The organism is Ralstonia flaminis, assembly GCF_958415495.1.
GTDB classification, from domain to species: domain Bacteria; phylum Pseudomonadota; class Gammaproteobacteria; order Burkholderiales; family Burkholderiaceae; genus Ralstonia; species Ralstonia flaminis.
On sequence record NZ_CATZLL010000017.1, the window covers coordinates 100849 to 119540 of the forward strand.

The 18692-nt window shown below is 64.4% G+C and carries 14 protein-coding genes; 9 read left to right on the plus strand and 5 right to left on the minus strand.

What is annotated here, in order from left to right; all coding sequences use genetic code 11:
• Positions 1-176 precede the first annotated feature (176 nt).
• Genes R2N11_RS22575 through R2N11_RS22590 form a run of 4 tightly spaced genes read left to right on the plus strand, consistent with a single transcriptional unit; the run spans position 177 to position 6199 of the window.
• Entirely contained in the window at positions 177-515 is a 339-nt protein-coding gene (locus tag R2N11_RS22575; protein WP_316682440.1) for a hypothetical protein, read from the plus strand.
• The gene (locus R2N11_RS22580) at positions 515-1804 is read left to right on the plus strand and encodes a TolC family protein (protein WP_316682441.1); all 1290 of its coding nucleotides are present in this window, start codon (positions 515-517) and stop codon (positions 1802-1804) included. Before R2N11_RS22575 ends, R2N11_RS22580 begins: the two co-directional genes overlap by 1 nt.
• Positions 1805-1827: 23 nt before the next feature.
• Positions 1828-3018 carry an efflux RND transporter periplasmic adaptor subunit gene (locus R2N11_RS22585; protein ID WP_316682442.1) on the plus strand — a complete coding sequence of 397 codons (1191 nt, stop codon included), beginning with the start codon at positions 1828-1830 and terminating at the stop codon, positions 3016-3018.
• A 10-nt stretch (positions 3019-3028) separates the two neighbouring features.
• Positions 3029-6199: an efflux RND transporter permease subunit gene (locus tag R2N11_RS22590; RefSeq protein ID WP_316682443.1), complete on the plus strand. Its 3171-nt coding sequence runs from the start codon at positions 3029-3031 to the stop codon at positions 6197-6199.
• Between the two features lie 22 nt (positions 6200-6221).
• On the opposite strand, the gene R2N11_RS22595 is transcribed toward R2N11_RS22590, so the two are convergent.
• The 4 genes from R2N11_RS22595 to R2N11_RS22610 all read right to left on the minus strand — a co-directional run bounded on the left by R2N11_RS22595 (position 6222) and on the right by R2N11_RS22610 (position 8741).
• On the minus strand, positions 6222-6401 hold the full coding sequence (locus R2N11_RS22595; RefSeq protein ID WP_316682444.1) for a hypothetical protein: 180 nt from the start codon (positions 6399-6401) through the stop codon (positions 6222-6224).
• Positions 6402-6453: 52 nt separating this feature from the next.
• Positions 6454-7083, minus strand: coding sequence for a PadR family transcriptional regulator (locus R2N11_RS22600; protein ID WP_199030157.1), 630 nt, complete (start codon positions 7081-7083; stop codon positions 6454-6456).
• Positions 7084-7241: 158 nt separating this feature from the next.
• Positions 7242-7676: an HIT family protein gene (locus R2N11_RS22605; RefSeq protein WP_048931551.1), complete on the minus strand. Its 435-nt coding sequence runs from the start codon at positions 7674-7676 to the stop codon at positions 7242-7244.
• A gap of 306 nt (positions 7677-7982) precedes the next feature.
• The gene (locus R2N11_RS22610; protein WP_316682445.1) at positions 7983-8741 is read right to left on the minus strand and encodes a TetR/AcrR family transcriptional regulator; all 759 of its coding nucleotides are present in this window, start codon (positions 8739-8741) and stop codon (positions 7983-7985) included.
• Between the two features lie 148 nt (positions 8742-8889).
• Between R2N11_RS22610 and R2N11_RS22615 the strand changes: the two genes are divergently transcribed.
• The gene (locus R2N11_RS22615) at positions 8890-10134 is read left to right on the plus strand and encodes a branched-chain amino acid ABC transporter substrate-binding protein (protein WP_199030158.1); all 1245 of its coding nucleotides are present in this window, start codon (positions 8890-8892) and stop codon (positions 10132-10134) included.
• A gap of 24 nt (positions 10135-10158) precedes the next feature.
• Here the strand turns inward: R2N11_RS22615 and R2N11_RS22620 are convergent, their stop codons facing one another.
• Positions 10159-11091, minus strand: coding sequence for a 2-hydroxyacid dehydrogenase (locus tag R2N11_RS22620; RefSeq protein WP_316682446.1), 933 nt, complete (start codon positions 11089-11091; stop codon positions 10159-10161).
• A 260-nt stretch (positions 11092-11351) separates the two neighbouring features.
• On the opposite strand from R2N11_RS22620, the gene R2N11_RS22625 reads away from it, so the two are divergent.
• The 4 genes from R2N11_RS22625 to R2N11_RS22640 all read left to right on the plus strand — a co-directional run bounded on the left by R2N11_RS22625 (position 11352) and on the right by R2N11_RS22640 (position 18651).
• On the plus strand, positions 11352-12083 hold the full coding sequence (locus R2N11_RS22625; protein WP_316682447.1) for a glycine zipper 2TM domain-containing protein: 732 nt from the start codon (positions 11352-11354) through the stop codon (positions 12081-12083).
• A gap of 102 nt (positions 12084-12185) precedes the next feature.
• Positions 12186-14039 carry a methyl-accepting chemotaxis protein gene (locus tag R2N11_RS22630; protein ID WP_316682448.1) on the plus strand — a complete coding sequence of 618 codons (1854 nt, stop codon included), beginning with the start codon at positions 12186-12188 and terminating at the stop codon, positions 14037-14039.
• Positions 14040-14782: 743 nt separating this feature from the next.
• On the plus strand, positions 14783-16900 hold the full coding sequence (locus tag R2N11_RS22635) for a glycosyl transferase family protein (RefSeq protein ID WP_316682449.1): 2118 nt from the start codon (positions 14783-14785) through the stop codon (positions 16898-16900).
• On the plus strand, positions 16897-18651 hold the full coding sequence (locus tag R2N11_RS22640) for a bacteriophage N4 adsorption protein A (protein WP_316682450.1): 1755 nt from the start codon (positions 16897-16899) through the stop codon (positions 18649-18651). The genes R2N11_RS22635 and R2N11_RS22640 overlap by 4 nt, the downstream gene beginning before the upstream one ends.
• The last annotated feature ends 41 nt before the right edge of the window (positions 18652-18692 follow it).

The following is an 18692-nucleotide window of genomic DNA, read 5'->3' on the forward strand; positions in this document are numbered from 1 at the left end:
CCCGTCTTGGCTGCCGATGCCGCCACGATATGCCAAAACCCCTGCTGCGGGGCCGAAGATGACAAGTTTGTCATGTTCAGGTCATGCCCGCGTGGCGACCCCCTCCCTAGACTGGCCCCACTGACACCGCCCCCTCTTCCTGTCTTGCTGGTGTCAGGCTATCTAAGGAGATCATCATGGCGATTCGATTCCAACGTGTACTGCCCCTGGCGGCTTCTGCCGCGCTGGCAGCGTTGCTGGCGTCCGGCACTGCCGTGGCCGCGCAAGACCATCACGACGCCTGCTGTGACCCACAAGTCAAGTCGATGGCGGCTCCGCTGGCCAAGGCTGGCCCGCGTGACCCCTACACCGACGGCGCCAAATCCGGCGCACGTGATCCGTACACCGACGGTGCTGCTGCACAAGCCATGCTCGAAGCCTGCATCGGACCGCGCGACCCGTACACCGATGGCGGCCTGACCGACACGCGTGGCCCGCGCGAGCGCAATCCGTACACCGACGGCGCCCGCGTGTGATGCACCGCAAGCCTTGGCGCTACGGGCCCGTTGGAGCGGCCGTTGCGTGTCTTCTGGCCGCTCCTTTGGCTGGCGCGGCGGCAACTGACCCTGTCACCCCGGCAGACCTTTCTGCAATTGCCTCCGCCGATGTGGTTGCCGGCCAGACCGAACGTGTGACGCTGCAGCAAGCGGTGGAGCGCGCCATGCAGACGCATCCCTTGCTGGCCGCTGCCAGCTACGAGATGGCCGCCAGTGAAGGTGCGCTGGATCAGGCGAGCCGCCTGCGCAATCCCGAGGCCGCGTTCGTTACCGAAGACGTGCGCCGCAACCGCGCCACCATGACGGCGCAACTCAATATCCCGCTGGAACTTGGCGGTAAGCGCGCAGCCCGCACGCGTGCAGCCGAGCTGGGGCGCGACGCTGTTACGCAAGACGCGGCAGTCCTGCGCGCCGAGTTGCGCGCCGACGTGACACGCACGTTCTTCGACTTGCTGATTGCGCAGGAGCGCTTGACGCTGGCGCAGGCCTCCGACACGCTGGCTGCGCAGGCGGAGTCGGCTGCTGCGCGGCGCGTGCAGGCGGGCAAGGTGTCGCCGGTGGAGCAGACCAAGGCGGGCGTGGCCCGCGCCAGCGCAGCCATCGAGTTGCGTGATGCGGGCGCTGAGTTGCTGGTCGCGCAGCGCGCGTTGTCTGCATTCTGGGGCGGAGCCACTGCTGCGCCGGAAGCCGACGGCAGTGCCGAGACGCTGCCCGTTGTACCGCCTGAAGCGCGTCAGGCCACCACCACGCTGGACAGCACCCCCCGTGCGGTCCGCGCTCGGCTGGAGATCGACCGCCGCCAGGCACTCGCCAACGTTGAGCGCAGCAAGCGCGTGCCGGATGTGACGGTCAACGTGGGGGTCAAGCGCGATAGCAGCGCGAACAACAACATGGCCGTGCTCGGCGTTGCCGTGCCGTTGCCATTGTTTGACCGCAATCAGGGCAACCTGCTTGAAGCACAGCGCTTGGCTGACAAGGCCTTCGAAGACTACCGCGCGCTGCAGCTTGAACAGAACGCCACCCTGGCACAGGACGTTGCCCGGCTCGATGCGGCGCGCACCGCTGTGCAGTCGCTGCGTCAGGACGTGCTGCCTGGCGCGCAGCGTGCCTATGACGCCGCACGCATTGGCTTTGATGCCGGCAAGTTCAATTTTCTCGATGTGCTGGATGCCCAGCGCACGCTGTTTCAGGCGCGTGCGCAGTACCTGGCCGCGTTGTCGCGTGCGCATCAGGCGGCAGCCGGCATCGATCGCATTCTTGGCCGGTGATCCGGCATCTCTTTTTCGTTGACATGACACTTCCACCGCAACAACGGCGCGCCATCGCGCTCATCGTCTTGTTGGGCGCGCTGGCTGCGGCCGGACTGTGGTTCGGCATGGGCGCACGCCAGCCTGCCACCGCCGAGGCTGAAGCCGCACCCACGCCCGCCGCCACGGAGCAGGCCGAGGCAGCGCACGCCGAAACGCTCACCATGACGGCCGAAGCGATTTCCAACGCCAAGATTGGTGTGGAGACGGCGGGGGCGACGGAGCTGCGCACGGAAGTCGTCCTGCCCGGCGAGATTCGCCTGAATGAAGATCGCACCGCGCATGTCGTGCCGCGTGTGGCGGGCGTGGCCGAGAAGGTGGCAGTGGAGCTGGGCCAGCCGGTTAAGCAAGGCCAACTGCTTGCCGTGCTGTCGAGCCCCGCGCTGTCAGACCAGCGCAGCGAGTTGCAGGCCGCGCAACAGCGCCTGGCACTGGCGCAGGAAACCCATGCGCGCGAGAAGCGCCTGTGGGAGCAGGGCATTGCCGCCGAGCAGGACTACCAGCAGGCGCGCACCTCGTTGCAGGAAGCACGCATCGCGGCGGATAACGCGCGCCAGAAGTTGACGGCCATTGGCGCTGCGCCGTCAGGGGCGACGCTCAACCGCTTCGAGTTGCGTGCGCCGTTTGATGGTGTGGTCGTCGCCAAGCATTTGTCGCAAGGCGAGGCCGTGCAGGCCGAGACGGCGGTTTTTACCGTGGCTGACCTGCGCACTGTGTGGGCGGATTTCTCCATCACCGCCAAGGACCTGGAAGCAGTGACCACCAACGCCGCTGCTACCGTGCGTGCAACGGCCACCGGCACCGCTGTGCAGGGCAAGGTGTCGTACGTGGGCGCATTGCTGGGCGAACAGACGCGCACGGCACCGGCGCGCGTGACGTTGGACAACCCCAAGCTGGCCTGGCGCCCAGGCATGTTCGTCAACGTGTCGGTGGAGTCGGGTCGCACGCAGGTGCCCGTGGCCGTGCGCGCAGACGCCGTGCAAACGGTGGATGACAAACCTTCGGTATTTGTCCCCGTGCCCGCAGGGTTCGAGGTACGCCCGGTCAAGATCGGCCGCTCAGACGGCACGTGGACAGAGATCGTTGAAGGCCTGCCCGCAGGCACGCGCTATGCCGCTGCCAACAGCTACGTGCTGAAGGCGGAAGCCGGCAAGTCCGCCGATCACGGCCACTGAGAGGCGCCCCATGTTCGAACGCCTTCTGCGTACCGTCATTGCCCAGCGCTGGCTGGTGCTGCTGGCCGTGCTGGCCGCTGCCGCATTCGGCGCGTACAGCTACACGCGCCTGTCCATTGATGCGGTGCCCGACATCACCAACGTGCAGGTGCAGATCAACACACCGGCACCGGGCTATTCGCCGCTGGAAACCGAGCAGCGCGTCACCTATCCGCTGGAGACAGCCATGGCGGGGCTGCCGAAGCTGGAGCAGACGCGCTCGCTGTCGCGCTACGGCCTATCGCAAGTCACCGTCATCTTCAAGGAAGGCACCGACATCTATTTCGCGCGCCAGTTGGTGAGCGAACGCCTGCAGGCTGCCAAGGAGCAGTTGCCAGCTGGCATGGCGCCGAGCATGGGGCCGGTCTCCACGGGGTTGGGCGAAATCTATCTCTGGACCGTCGAAGCCGATGCCAATGCGCGCAAGCCTGACGGCACTGCTTACACGCCGGCCGATCTGCGCGAATTGCAGGACTGGGTGATCCGCCCGCAGATCCGCAACGTGCCGGGTGTGACGGAGGTCAACACGATCGGCGGGAATACCCGTGAATTCCTGGTGGCGACCAGCCCCGAGCGCTTGGCTTCGTACAAGCTCACGCTGGCCGACGTGGTGGCCGCATTGGATCGCAACAACGCCAGCGTCGGCGCCGGCTACATCGAGCGCAAGGGCGAGCAATACCTCGTGCGCGCGCCTGGTCAGCTGCGCGACGCGGCCGACATCGGCAACGTCGTGCTGGCAAGCCCCAACGGCACACCCGTGCGCCTGCGCGATGTGGCCACCATCGAAAGCGGCAGTGAGTTGCGCACCGGCGCAGCCACCAGCAACGGGCGCGAAGTCGTGCTCGGCACCGCATTCCTGCTGATGGGCGAGAACAGCCGCACGGTGTCGCAGGCGGTGGACAAGCGCATGCAAGAGATCCGCAAGACGTTGCCGGCGGGCGTTCGCGTGGAATCCGTCTACGACCGAACGGTGCTTGTCGATAAGGCCATCGCCACGGTCAAGAAGAACCTGCTGGAAGGCGCCATTCTGGTCATGGCTGTCTTGTTCCTCTTCCTCGGCAACCTGCGCGCGGCGGTGCTCACCGCGTTGGTGATTCCGCTATCGATGCTGATGACCTTCAGCGGTATGGTGTCGGCCAAGGTGAGCGCCAATCTGATGAGCCTGGGCGCGCTGGACTTCGGCATCATCGTCGACGGTGCGGTGGTGATCGTCGAGAACTGTGTGCGGCGCCTGGCGCATGCGCAGGAAGCACGTGGCCGGCCACTTACGCGCGCCGAGCGTTTTGAGGAGGTGTTTGAGGCCGCCCGCGAAGCACGCCGCCCGCTGCTGTATGGCCAACTCATCATCATGGTCGTGTACCTGCCGATCTTTGCGCTGTCGGGCGTGGAGGGGAAGATGTTCCACCCGATGGCGATCACGGTGGTGCTGGCGCTGGCTGCTGCCATGATCCTCTCCATCACGTTTGTGCCGGCGGCGGTGGCGCTGTTCATTGGCGAGCGCGTGGCAGAGAAGGAGAACCGCCTGATGGGCTGGGCGCGCCGCATGTATGCGCCGTTGCTGGAGCGCGTGCTAGCTGCACCAGCTGTGGTGCTGACCTTTGCGGCGGTCGCGGTGACGGTCTCGCTGGTCGCCGCCACGCGCCTGGGCGCCGAGTTCGTGCCCAACCTGAACGAAGGCGATTTCTCCATCCAGGCGATGCGCGTGCCCGGTACGGGCTTGGCGCAATCGCTGGAGATGCAGATGCAGATCGAGCGCACACTCAAGGCGAAATTCCCCGAGATCGAACGCGTCTTCGCCCGCACCGGCACGGCTGAAGTGGCGACCGATGTGATGCCGCCCAGCATCTCTGACGGCTACATCATGCTCAAGCCAGAGAAGGACTGGCCCGCTGGCCAAGAAGGCAAGCGTCGCAACCGCGACCAACTGCTCGCCGACATTCGTGCCACGGTCGAAGCGCTGCCCGGCAACGCGTACGAGTTCTCGCAACCGATCCAGTTGCGTTTCAATGAGTTGATCTCGGGTGTGCGCAGTGACGTCGCCGTCAAACTGTTCGGCGATGACATGAATGTGCTCGAAGTGCAGGCCAAGATCGTGGCGTCGCAACTCGGCAAGCTGGCCGGTGCCACTGAGGTGAAGATCGAGCAGACGGGTGGCTTGCCGTTTCTCAACGTCGACATCGACCGCGACAAGGCGGCACGTTACGGGCTGTCCATCGGTGCGATCCAGGACACGGTGTCAGCAGCCATCGGTGGCAAGGATGCCGGCACGGTGTTCCAGGGCGATCGCCGTTTCGGCATCGTGGTGCGCCTGCCGGAAGCCTTGCGCAGTGACCCCGCCGCGCTCGGCCGTCTGCCGCTCGCACTGCCCAACGGCCAGGGTTACGTGCCACTTTCCGATGTCGCAACGCTCAACGAGGTCACCGGCCCCAACCAAGTCAGCCGCGAAGATGGCAAGCGACGCATCGTCATCAGCGCCAATGTGCGTGGGCGTGATATCGCCTCGTTCGTGGAGGAGGCGCAGACCGCGCTTGATGCACAGATGCGTCTGCCGACGGGCTACTGGATGGCGTGGGGTGGCCAGTTCGAGCAGTTGCAGTCGGCCACCGAGCGCCTGCAGATCGTGGTGCCGCTGGCGCTGGCGATGGTGCTCACGCTGCTGTTCATGATGTTCGGCAACCTGAAGGATGGCTTGCTGGTGTTCTCCGGCATTCCGTTTGCGCTGTCAGGCGGCATCCTGGCGCTGGCGTTGCGCGGCATTCCGCTGTCGATCTCTGCGGCGGTGGGATTTATCGCGCTGTCAGGCGTGGCTGTGCTGAACGGGCTGGTGATGCTGAGCTTCATCCGCAGCCTGCGTGAGGGTGGTCAGTCGGTCGATCAGGCTGTGCGGGAAGGGGCGCTGACGCGCTTGCGCCCGGTGCTGATGACGGCGCTGGTGGCATCGCTCGGTTTCGTGCCGATGGCGCTGGCGACCGGCACCGGTGCAGAGGTGCAGCGTCCGTTGGCGACTGTGGTGATTGGCGGGATCCTGTCTTCGACAGCGCTGACGCTGCTGGTGCTGCCGGTGTTGTATCGCCTGGCTTATCGGCGTGAGGCAAAGCCGGAAGGGGCGGCAATGTCGGCGCCCGAGGCGTCGTCCGCCTGAGCGCCGTGCGTCGCTATCCCGCTCAGTGCCACAGGCCGGCGAGGTGCAGCAGCGCTGCGCATGCGCCGATCGCCACCAGGAACAGGCCGGCGCCAATGGGTGAGCCCCAGCCATACCAGCTCAGGGCCTTCTCGGCATTCGGGTCAAACGGAATGGACTGCGGTTGCGCATCGCGCGGCAGGGTTTGGGACGAGGTTTGCATGGTGACTCCAGTGGTCATGCGACTACGAGAACTACGTTGAAGGCGGGTCAGCTCACGCTGGCCCGGCGGTGGAAGCAGCCTTGTCGGCCGCCGCGCGCTGCTGGTGCCAGCCGCGCCAGAAGTCCAGCCCGCCCAGCGTGCCGGTCTCCATCTGAGTGACGAGCCCGCTGACGAACTGGCGTTCGGCCAGCAGCAGGGCGCGCTGGTATTCGGACTCGATCATGAAGAGCTGTGGAAGTTCTTGTGCTGCTCCGGTTGCCAGTTCGGCGTCGACTTCGGCAATGAGCGGATCGAGCCGCGCGAGGCGATCGCGCAGCAGATCGATTACGTGGTCTGGTGGCAGCGCCGGCAGCAGCGACAGCCCGGCTTCAAAGCGCAGGTACTCCTTCTCCGGCCGAGCGATCCATTCGCGCAGCCAGTCATTCATTTCGGCACGGCCGGCGGGAGTGATGGCGTAGACCGTGCGCTCGGGGCGGGCGCCATCGCGCACGGTTTCGGTCGGCACAATCAGCGCGGCGGCTTCCAGTGCGTCGATCACCGTGTACAGCGAGCCGTAGCGCAGCTTGATGCTCTTCTCTTTGCCGCGTGCACGCATGGTCGACGCCATCTCGTACGGATGCATCGGCTTTTCAAACAGCAGGACTAGAACGGCAAGGGCCAGTGGGCTGGTCGGTCGTTTCATTTTGCTCGGTTACGTATATCCGTTAACGAATATACGTAACCGATTTCGTAAACGCAAGCCCACCGTGGTGGCGATGCCGCACGTGAGGAAAGTGACGCTGTGGGAGGGTGCTGCGGGTGCCCAGGGCCGCGCAAACGGCCCTGGCGGGGTGACGCGGCTTATTCAGCCTGCAGTGCTGCGATGATCTTCTCGGCGTGGGCCTTGAGCTTGTCGCTGTCGGCTTGCACGCGGGCGTGCGGTTGCAGAGGGGTGTCGCTGTAGCGCGGCAGCACGTGGAAGTGCACGTGCGGCACGGTCTGGCCGGCGGCGCTGCCGTTGAGCTGGAAGATGGCGATGCCTGGCGGCGTGAAGGCGGTGCGCACGGCGCGGGCCAGCTTGCGCGTGGTGCGGATGGCGGCAGAAGCGGCCTCGTCCGACAGGTCGAACAACTCCGCCGCGCCTTCCTTGGGCAGCACCAGAACGTGGCCGTCGGCCTGCGGCATGATGTCCATGAAAGCGATGGTGTGGTCGTCCTCATACACCTTGATGCAGGGCAGTTCGCCACGCAGGATCTTGGCGAAGATGTTCTGGTCGTTGTACGTCGCGTCAGGCATGGATGTCTCCGGCAAAACAGGAAAGGGCAGCGCGCAGTATATCTGCCACAGGCGGGGGCACGTGTGGCGTGAACTTGGCGTAGATCAAGCGACACCGTCGTCCGCCAACAGCGGCGCGACAACCTGTTCCAGCGGTTCTCGCTCGGTAGGCGCTACTGATCTGCACACGCGCGCGTTGGTGAGTCCCGGCGCTGGTCAGCGTTACCTCCAGCCCGGCATGCCGGCTGGGAAGGTCGGGGCGCTGAAAGGCTGGCGAATCGGGTATCGCGGCTTATTCGCTCTGCAATGCGCGCGATGCGGCGCGATTCATTCCTGCGCGTTTTTGTTTGAAGCGACAAGCGGCGCGCCGGCCAGCAACGTGTCTTCAAAGAAACGGCGGCGTGCGTCCTTGTCTGGCTTGCTGCCCTGGTGCCAAAGCGTGGCTTCGGAGAGTTGGTAGGCGTACAGCATGAAGGCGCGTGTCTTGGCATCCTTGCGCGTAAAGCCAATCGCCTGGAAGTGCTGGACGTAGTAGTCCATGCGGTGTTCGTCGACGGTTTCGACGGCCTCCTGTGCCATCGGGTCACGTCGTGCCCAGGCACGGATGGCGAACTCGATCATGGCAGTGCGGCGCGCGCTGCGGCCGCGAAACGGCAGCGCCAGCAGATCACGCACGAGGCCCTGTACAGACGGGTTCTGCCGCTCGAGCTTGGGGCCGACGCGCGTGCGTTCGCTCCAGTCCTGCAGCACCTGGTGCAGCAGATCGTCGCGGTTCTTGAAGTGCCAGTAGAAGCTGCCGCGCGTGACTTCCAGTTGTTTGGCGAGCACGTCTACGCGCACGGCATCGATGCTCTTGGTGACGAGCAGATCGGTGGCCGCGCGCACCCAGTCGTTGGGTGTGAGCTGCGCACGCGGCGTGGCGGTGGAGGTGGATTCGGCGTCGACGGGTGCGTCGTGTTCGTCGATCAGCGGGGCGGGCATGCACACCTCGTACGGCGTGGAGATGAAGGCGGATTCTATCGACGCTGACACCGCTGTCCAGCGCTGAGCGCGTGCTGAGTGCCCCAGGTTTTCTCCGGTTGACATGTCAACAAACGCACTCCTACCATGCACATACGTTTGTGTATGGAAGGATCGAGCTACCGTAAGCCTCGGTTTGCGGTTTTGTGCAAGGACCATGCTCGACGATGCCTTCTGCACGGCGTCTAAAGATAAAACATCAGGAGACATTTGCATGAAGGCATTCCGACTCGCGCTGTGCGCGGCGGCCGTCGCGGGCGCATTTTGCGCGAGCACTGTTCACGCCGAGACCGTCAAGATCGCCTGGATCGATCCGCTGTCCGGGCTGATGGGCGCGCTGGGCCAGAACCAGCTGCGCAGCTGGCAATACGCGGCCGACCTAGCCAACCAGCAGAACTGGAGCGGCAACGGCACCAAGTTTGAAGTCGTGGGGTTTGACAACAAGGTCTCGCCGCAAGAGAGCCTGACGATCCTCAAGCAGATCACCGATCAGGGCATCCGCTACGTTGCACAGGGCGACGGCTCCAGCGTAGGCATGGCACTGCAGGATGCCATTGCCAAGTACAACGACCGCAACCCGGGCAAAGAAATCATCTATCTCAACTACGCCGCGGTCGACCCGGACATGACCAACAGCAAGTGCAACTACTGGCACTTCCGTCTGGACGCCAACTCCGACATGAAGATGGAGGCCCTGACCACCTATCTGGCCAAGGACCCGAATATCAAGAAGGTCTACCTGCTGAACCAGAACTATTCGTTCGGCCATCAGGTGGCGCGTGCGGCCAAGGACTACCTCAAGCGCAAGCGTCCGGACATCCAGGTCGTGGGTGAAGACTTGCACCCACTGGCGCAGGTGAAGGACTTCTCGCCCTATGTGGCCAAGATTCGCGCGTCTGGCGCCGATACCGTGATCACTGGCAACTGGGGCAGCGACCTGGCCCTGCTGATTCGCGCAGCCAAGGATGCGGGCCTGAATACCAACTTCTACACGTACTACGCCGGTACCACGGGCGTGCCGACGGCCATGGGCGCATCGGGCGCAGATCGCGTGAAGGTCATCAGCTACTTCGCGCCGAACGACGGCAACCCCAAGACCAACGCGGTACTCGACGGCTTTAAAAAGAAGTACAACGACGACTTCTTCAACGCCGATGTCTATACCGGCATTGCGTTCCTGGCCAAGGCCATCAAGACCAGCGGCTCGGCCGAGCCGGCCAAGGTGGCCAAGGTGATGGAGGGCATGACGGTTGAGAGCCTGAATGGCCCGGTCGAGATGCGCAAGACCGACCACCAGGCGCAGCAGACGCTGTACGTCACCACGTGGGTCAAGGCCGACGGCAAGAAGATCAAGTACGACCAGGAAAACACCGGCTACGGCTGGCGCACCGACGTCACGCTTGAGCCGCACCTTGGTGCGCAGCCGACGTCGTGCCAGATGAAGCGGCCGGCGTCGTGATCCTGTAGTTGAGGTGTCTCCGGTTCAGACCGGGGACACCGCGCCTGTGCCCGAAAGATGCCCGCGGGCGTTGTCCAGAAAGCGATCCACCGTAGCCTGCACCGATTCCGGCGACCAGCCGGCAATGTGCGGTGTCAGCACGACCTGCTCCAAGTCCAGCAGGCCCACCGGCGGCTTCGGCTCGCTCTCATACACATCCAGCCCTGCGCTGCCCAGCTTGCCTGTGCGAATGGCGGCTTCCAGCGCCGCTGTATCCACCACGCTGCCGCGCGCGATGTTGACCACGCAGCCCGTCGGCCCCAGCGCCTCCAGAACTGACTGATTGACCAGGTGCTTGGTTTGCGCGCCGCCCGGCGTGGCAACGATCAGGAAGTCAGCCCACTCGGCCATCTCCTTGAGCGCACCGAAGTACTGGTACGACACACCGTTGCGCGGTTTGCGGTTGTGATAGCCGATCTGCATGTCAAAGCCTGCGGCGCGGCGCGCGATCTGCAGGCCGATGGTGCCGAGGCCCACGATGCCCAGGCGCTTGCCGTACACACCAGGCTGCAGCGGAATGTCGTCGCGCCAGACACCTTTGCGCGTGGCGCGGTCCAGCTTCGGGATGCCGCGCACGGCAGCCAGCAGCAGGCCGAAGGCGTGGTCTGCCACGCAGGCGTCGTTGGTGCCGGCGCCGTTGGCTACCACCACGCCGCGTGCACGGGCGGCTTCCACGTCGATGTTCTCGTAACCGGCGCCCAGTGCGCAGGCCAGTTCCAATTTGGGCAGGGCGGCGATTTCTGCGCCGGTCAGGCCGGTCGAGCCGTTGGTCAGCACGATGCGCACGTTGTGCCCGTTTTGGGCGATGGCGGCGTCGCGTTCTGCTCGTGTCGGGGCGTGGATGACGTGGAAGTGTTGAGCGATCTGCGCCACGTTGTCGGGCGTCATCGCAATCAGGATCAGGAGTGTCGGCTGCATGGTGAGGAGCGGGCGAGGAAGACGGGCGGGCCGTGTCTTGTCAGCTGGAAGTGCTGCCCACGGCGCCCGAAGATCATAGCGTGCCCGCTGGCAGGGGCACTGGGAAGCCCCTGACACAGCGGGGTTACACGCCGTTACCAATGAAGAAATTTGGTTTCACGGGGCAAGCAGCGTGCGGCATAGACTTTGCGGCAAGAGGCGCAGACCGCAGGAAGGCCTCCGGCCTGAACCAGACGCCTCATCCATAGACGGAAACAATCATGCAAGCAACGAACAGGTGGGTACGCGTCAGTCGCGCAGCGCGATGGATGGCAATGGCGACCATGGCTGCGGCAGCAGCCGGCCTGGCCGGCTGTGTCACGGCGCCTTACCCCGGCTACGGTGCGGGCTATGGCGCCGGCTATGCGGCCGGCAGCAATGCATACGGCAACAGTTATGGCGGCACGACCTACAGCACCGCGCCATACCCCAACGGCTATACCGGTGGGTACGACACCACCTACAACAACGGCTACAACGGCAGCTACGACCCGAACGCGCCGCAGCCGTATCCGCAGCAACCCTATCCGGCGCAACAGCCGGCCCCTGCGCCGGTGTATTCGCAACCGAACTATTCGCCGTATCCGAGTAGCGGCGAGCCTGCCTATCAGGCGCCGGCCGACAATCGCTACGGTGTGATTGAGCGCATTGATGCAGTGCCAGTGCGTGGGCAGCCCACCGGTGTAGGTGCGGTGCTGGGCGGTGTGGTGGGCGGCTTGCTTGGCCATCAGGTGGGTGGCGGACGCGGCAATACCGTGGCCACCATTGGTGGTGCGGTGGCAGGCGCCATGGCAGGCAATGCCGTGGAAGGCAATACGGTGGTCGGCCAGACCTACCGCGTGACCATGCGCCTGAACGACAACTCCATGGTCACGCTCACGCAAAACAACCCCAACGGCCTGCGTCCGGGCGACCGCGCGCGCATCGAAAACAATATGGCCGTGCCGTACTAGCCACTTTCTGCATGGGAGTTTGTCTGCGCCAGACTTCAGAAGGGGCGCGGACTGGCCGTTATAGCGGGTGCCGCAACCTGTTTTTTGCCCGCTTTGACTCCCATGTTTAATCGACTCTCCATCCGTTTCCGACTCAATGCAGCCCTTGCGCTGCTCGCCGTGCTGCTGGCCACGATTGGCACCATTGGCGTGGTCGGCATGCGCGCATCCGACGCGAACAGCAAAGAGATCTATACCAACCAGCTCGCTTCGACCTCGCTGGTTGCCAAATCGCAACTGAACGCAGCCATCGTGCGCACCACGCTGGATCGCGCGGTTTTCCACCTCGACGCCGCTGACGTACCAGCCATCCTCGACAAGGCTGACGGTTATCGCGCAAAGTCGAACGAGGCCTGGAAACAGTACAAGGCGCTGCCCATGAGCGCTGATGAGGCGCGGCTGGCTGAAGATATGGAAGCCAAGCGCACGGCGCTGTTTCGCGACGGTATCGACCCATTGATGGCCGCGCTGCGCGCCCGCGATGCCGCTGCCGCTGACAAGGTGGTGATGAACACGATTCCGCCGCTGTCCGTGGCGTTGTCCGCCGCCGCGGATGCACTGGACCGCAGCCAGACCGAACAGGCGAAGGCCGGTTACGACCGCGCAGTGGCGCGCTCGCATGGTTTCCTGATGCTGTGCATCGGCGCCGTTGTGGTGGGCATTGCGGCAGCGCTGGGCTGTGCGTTTGGTCTGCACCGCGCGATCTCTGTACCGCTGTCGCGCATGCTTGGCCACTTTGGCGAGATTTCACGCGGTAACCTGACCGAGCACATCACCGTGACCAGCCATGACGAAATGGGCGCGCTCACCCGCGGCCTGATCGACATGCAGCGTGGGCTGATCCGCACCATCGAGACGATGCGCGGCGGCAGCGATTCCATTGCCAGCGCGACCAAGCAGATTGCCGCCGGCAATCTTGATCTCTCGCAGCGCACGGAAGAGCAGGCATCTTCGCTGGAAGAGACGGCTTCCAGCATGGAAGAGCTGACCTCCATCGTGAAGCAGAACGCCGACAATGCACGCCAGGCCAGCCAGCTTGCTGGCAACGCATCAGACATTGCAGTCAAGGGCGGCGAAGTGGTGGGCCGCGTTATCGAAACGATGTCGGGCATCAACAACAGCAGCAAGAAGATCGCCGACATCATCGGCGTGATTGAAGGCATTGCCTTCCAGACCAACATCCTCGCCCTGAATGCCGCGGTGGAGGCTGCGCGTGCAGGCGAACAAGGCCGTGGCTTTGCCGTGGTGGCCGGTGAAGTGCGCAGTCTGGCGCAGCGCTCAGCCACGGCGGCCAAGGAAATCAAGGAACTCATCAGCGATTCGGTTGGCCGTGTTGAAAACGGTTCGACGCTGGTGACCGAAGCCGGTACGGTGATTGACGAAGTGGTGGTGGCCGTCAAACGCGTGACCGACATCATGGGCGAGATCAGCGCCGCGTCGGATGAGCAGAGCGCGGGTATTGAGCAGGTCAACCAGGCCGTCACACAGATGGACGAAGTGACGCAGCAGAACGCGGCGTTGGTGGAAGAGGCTGCAGCCGCTGCGCAATCGCTGGAGGAGCAGGCTGGTGTGCTGCGCGAGACGGTGGCTTCGTTCCGTCTGCCGCCGGCCGGTGCACACGCCGCGTCGACGACGAGCATCAAGCCTGTAGTTGCTGCCTCCGCCGTTGCACCTGCCGCCAAAGCCGCCATGCCGGTGGCCATCAAGCCTGCGCCTCGCAAGCCTGCGGCGGTAAAGGCTCGTGCGATTGTGCGCAAGCCTACAGTGGCGCCTGCAGCCGTAGAGCCGACGATGGCACCTTCACCAACCGCCGCGCCTGCCGCCGCTGCGTCCATGCCGGTGGCACCCGCACCGAAGACCGGCAAACTGGCGCTGGCAGCATCGACCAGCGACGCGGACGACTGGGAGCAGTTCTAAGCGTTGATTTAGCCCTGGCGGCTGCGCATCATGCGCGGCCGCATGTTTCAGCGCTGCAACCGGATCGCTTGGCTGGCGCAGCCGATGTTGTCGATATTGCTGCATCGGCAGGAAAGCGGTGCGCCCGCTGTGCAGCCGCACCGGCCGATTCTGCACGGTGATCTTTGCGCATCAATGCGGGAGTACACAGACTTCCCGCAAAGCCTTGTGCCAAAAGGCTTCACAATCTCTTCAAACTTGTTGCGCGCTGCCCTCTGAACGCGCGTGCGTCCCGCCGCGCAATGTCCTCGCAAGCGCGCCTCATCCAAACAGCCTGCGCCTGACCGCAATGTCCCTCCGCCGTTTGTAGGGCGGCCCTATCGGCTACCCGGACGATCGTTGCGTGACCATGACGTGCATTGCATGCCGCGGCCATGATTGTTCCTGCGCGGCGTCGGGTTGAGCGCGTTCATCCTTGCAACAACGCGGTACGCTCCGCACCCGCGCAGCGCCCCCCGCGTTATGCCGCACCGCGTAACGGCGCGCCTTGGCGAGCCTTGGTACGGTCCTCGCGTTGCTTGTTTCCCGAAGCGAATTACAGAACGAAGCATTGGCTACCACTTGCCAGAAACGGTGGGGTCCACATGCCACGGCGCGCCATTGCGCCGCACGCCAAAAAGAACCTTGGGGGAAGCAATGAGCGCCATAGCGCAAAGCGGGGGAGCGGCCGGGCACCTTTTTGACGCCGGCGCGTGGGAGGGGCCATGAGCGATGTGCCATGGGAAATCTACCTGGCGTTGCTCAACACGCTGACGGTGGCGACCACGCTCGTCATCCTCATCAGCACCGCCGACGATTTCTTTCTGGACGCCTTCTACTGGGTGCGGGAACTGTGGCTCTGGCCGCAGCGCGGTCGCACGCCCGTCACCATCTCGGCCCAGGCGCTACGCGAGCGCGAGGAGCGGTGGCTGGCCATCATGGTGCCGGCCTGGAAGGAGTACGACGTTATCGCCAAGATGGTGGAGAACACCTTGGCGACGATGGAGTACACGCACTTCATCATTTTTGCCGGGGCCTACCGCAATGATGCGGAAACCACCACCGAGGTCGAGCGCATGGTGCGCCGCTATCCGGGGCGCGTGGTGCGGGCGGCTGTCACGCACGACGGCCCCACCTGCAAGGCCGACTGCCTGAACACCATCATCCAGACCATCATCCGCCACGAGGCAGGCCACGGCATCCGCTTTGCGGGCGTGATCATGCACGACTGCGAAGACGTGATTCACCCGCTGGAGCTGAAGTATTTCAATTACTTCATCGGCGATCAGGATCTTGTGCAGCTGCCGGTGCTCTCGCTTGAGCGCAAGTGGTACGAGTGGGTGGCCGGCACTTACATGGATGACTTCTCAGAGACACACCAAAAGGATCTGGTGGCGCGTCAGGCCCTGACCGGCACGGTGCCGGGGGCAGGTGTGGCGCTGTGCTACAGCCGTCGTGCCATTGAGGCCGTGATGAAGGTGCGCGGTGATTCGCCCTTCAATACCAGCACGCTGACTGAGGACTACGACTTCAGCTTCCGCCTGCGTGAATTGGGCATGCGTGAAGCCTTCGTGCACTTCCCGATCTGTGAAAACGCGGCGCCTACTGAAGACGCCGAGGGCAACACGCGCACGCGCTGGCGCCTTGGGCGCCGCCGTGGCGTGCGCCCGCAGTTGCTGGCTACGCGAGAGTATTTCCCCAGCACGTTCCGAACCGCCTACCGGCAACGTGCGCGCTGGGTACTCGGCATTGCATTCCAGGGCTGGCTGCAGATGGGGTGGAAGGGCAACCTCATCACCCGGTACATGTTCTTCCGTGACCGCAAGGGTGTGGTGACCGCACTGTTTTCGATCCTGGCGTATGTGCTCTCGCTCAACTATCTGGTGATCGGTGCGCTGCTGGTTAAGGGATGGGTTGCGATTCCGGATGGCTCTTTCGTGGTCGGCTCTGCATGGATGCAGGACTTGCTGGCCGTCAACGCAACGCTGCTGTTCAACCGGCTGGCGCAGCGCGTGTATTTTGTCGGGCGCCTGAATGGCCCGCTGCAGGGCGTGCTGTGCTTGCCCAGGCTGGTGGTGAACAACTTCATCAACTTCTTCTCGGTATGCCGGGCGTGGAAGATCTTCCTGATCTATTGCCTGACCGGTAAGCCGATCGCGTGGGACAAGACCCAGCACACCTACCTGTCGAACGATGCGCTCGGCCGCACACGCTGCATGCTGGGTGAAACGTTGCTCAAATGGGAAGTGCTGACGCAGGCGCAGCTTGATGCGGCTTTGGCCATACAACACGAAACCGGCCGCCGGCTCGGGACCATCCTGGTCCAGCAAGGGCTGATCACGCCCGACACGCTGGCCGATGCGCTGGCCGAGCAGGTTGACCTGCCGCGCGTGAGTCTGACCAACGTCGTGTTGGGCGCATTGGCGGATTGTCTGCCGCGCGACCTGGCTGTGCGGCATCACGTGGTGCCGTTTTCCATTGGCGAGGACGGCTCGCTGAATGTCGCCGTGTCGGAGTTGCCCAATGGTGAAGTGTTGGACGAGTTGGCCCGCGCGGCCGGGCGCAAGGTTGCGTGCTTCATGGCATGCGACCACGAGATGTCGGCCGAGTTGATGCTGATGGCTGACCCCAATCGCCGTGCCACCGTCGTATTTGGCCCAGCGGCGTATTCGGCTACGCTAGCCGTTGAATCCATGACGGGCGCCGGCCCGGCAGTAGCAGGCACGGCATCCGCAACCGAGGCTCCCCCCATCCCCCCGATACCTTCGGGGCCGGTCTTGCAAGATCTGGCCTCCGGCCCTGAGGTACACCCCAATCCATCTGTTGCGGGAGGTGTGGCATGACTACCGAGAGAACCATCCGTTCCACCCCGCGCCGCGCAGGTTGGCCGATCAGGTGGCCCATCGCTGCCGCAGTTTGGGCGCTATGTCATGGTGTATCCATGGCGGAGCAGACGGCGCAACCGCTTCAGCCCGACGCGTACTTCCGCGCGGACCGCGCTTACCATGCGATCGACGCCAACAAGCTCGATGATGCCGAAGCCGCCACGCGCGCCGCGTTGGTCGTGCAGCCTGACAGCCTGCAACTGAACCTGCTGCTGCTCGATGTGCTTACGCGCAAAGGCCAGTTGGATGCGGCGCGCACGCAAGCCGATGCCCTCGTGCAGAAGTACCCCAACGAGCCGCGCATGTATGCGCAGCACGGGTTCCTCGCGCAGAAGGCGAATGACCCGGCCACGGCCGAACAGGATTTCGCCCGTGCCGTCCAGGGCACGGACTGGACACCGCAGGAGCAGCGCAACCTGCGCCTTGCGTGGTCGGACAGCGCGTATTCAGCCAAGCACCCGCAGGCAGCGCTGGATGCACTGACGCCGCTGCAGGATCAACCCGACCCTGACGTGCAACTGCGTCTTGCGCAATCGCGGCTGCAGTTGGGCGATCGCGCTGGCGCTGCCCAGGCTGCCAAGCTGGCTGCCGAACGCGCGACAGACCCTGCCCGTCAACATTACGCACAAGCACTGCTTGCCCAGGCGATGGCACCGCAGGCGCAAAGTCCGGTTGCACCGGCTGACGACGCGCGCGTTGCCGGCCAGCGCGCGTTGAACGAAGCCTATGACCACCTGCGGGCACGCGATGACCGTGCAGCGCTCGCAGCCTTTCAGCGCGGTTTCGCTACGGGGCAGGGCAACTGGAGCCACTACGCGGATGCCGCCTACGCTGCCAAGCGCCTGGGCGACAACCCGACCGCCATCACGCTGTTCCGCAAGAGCCTGGACGTAGCCGATACCGACGCCAATACCAAGAGCGACGTTGGCGGCAATGGCAATGACAGCCTTCCCGCTGACCGCCGCTTCGGCTATCGCCGCGAGGTGGAGCAGATGCAGCGCACCTGGGGCATGGTGCTGTCCGGCGCGTACCAGACATCGGCGTTTGGCCTGCCCAACACGGTAAGCGTGCTGCAGGGGGGCGCGGAGGTCTACTGGCAGCCTCCCGGCATCGGCTATCGCGACGGCAGCATCTTCCAGCTCTTCGTGCGCGGTTACGACAACCTGTATGACGGCAACGGCATCGCCGGCTTGCCGACGGCGCAAGGGTCGGTGGGTGCACGCTACAAACCGATCAAGGATCTCAATCTGGTGTTCACCGCCGAGCGGTTGATCCGCATCGGTACCCAGTCTGTCAATGACACGCTGCTGCGCATCGGCTTCTCCACCGACCAGGGCATCGACCTGCAGGTCACCAAACCGCGCTGGCAGACCTGGCAGGCGTATGGGGAAGGCGCGTACTTCCTCAATCAGGGCCGCATGATCATCAGCACCGAAGCGCGCTACGGCCACACCTGGTTACTCAACTCGATCAGCGATCACCTGACGGTCTATCCGCACGTGGTACTGGCTGGTGACCATGACAACAAGGCCACTGACCGGCAACTCGCGCTGGGTATCGGCCCCGGCATCAACTTTCGCTACTGGTTTCGAGAGACGCAATACAGCGCCCCGGCCAGTTGGCTGGATCTCACCGTGCAATACCGTCTGCCCCTGACCCACGCCGACCGGGCGAAGGGCGTAGTAGCGCGCGCCATCCTTTGGTTCTAGCGGCCAGGAGCCCAGGTGTCACGGATGAAACGATTTTGATC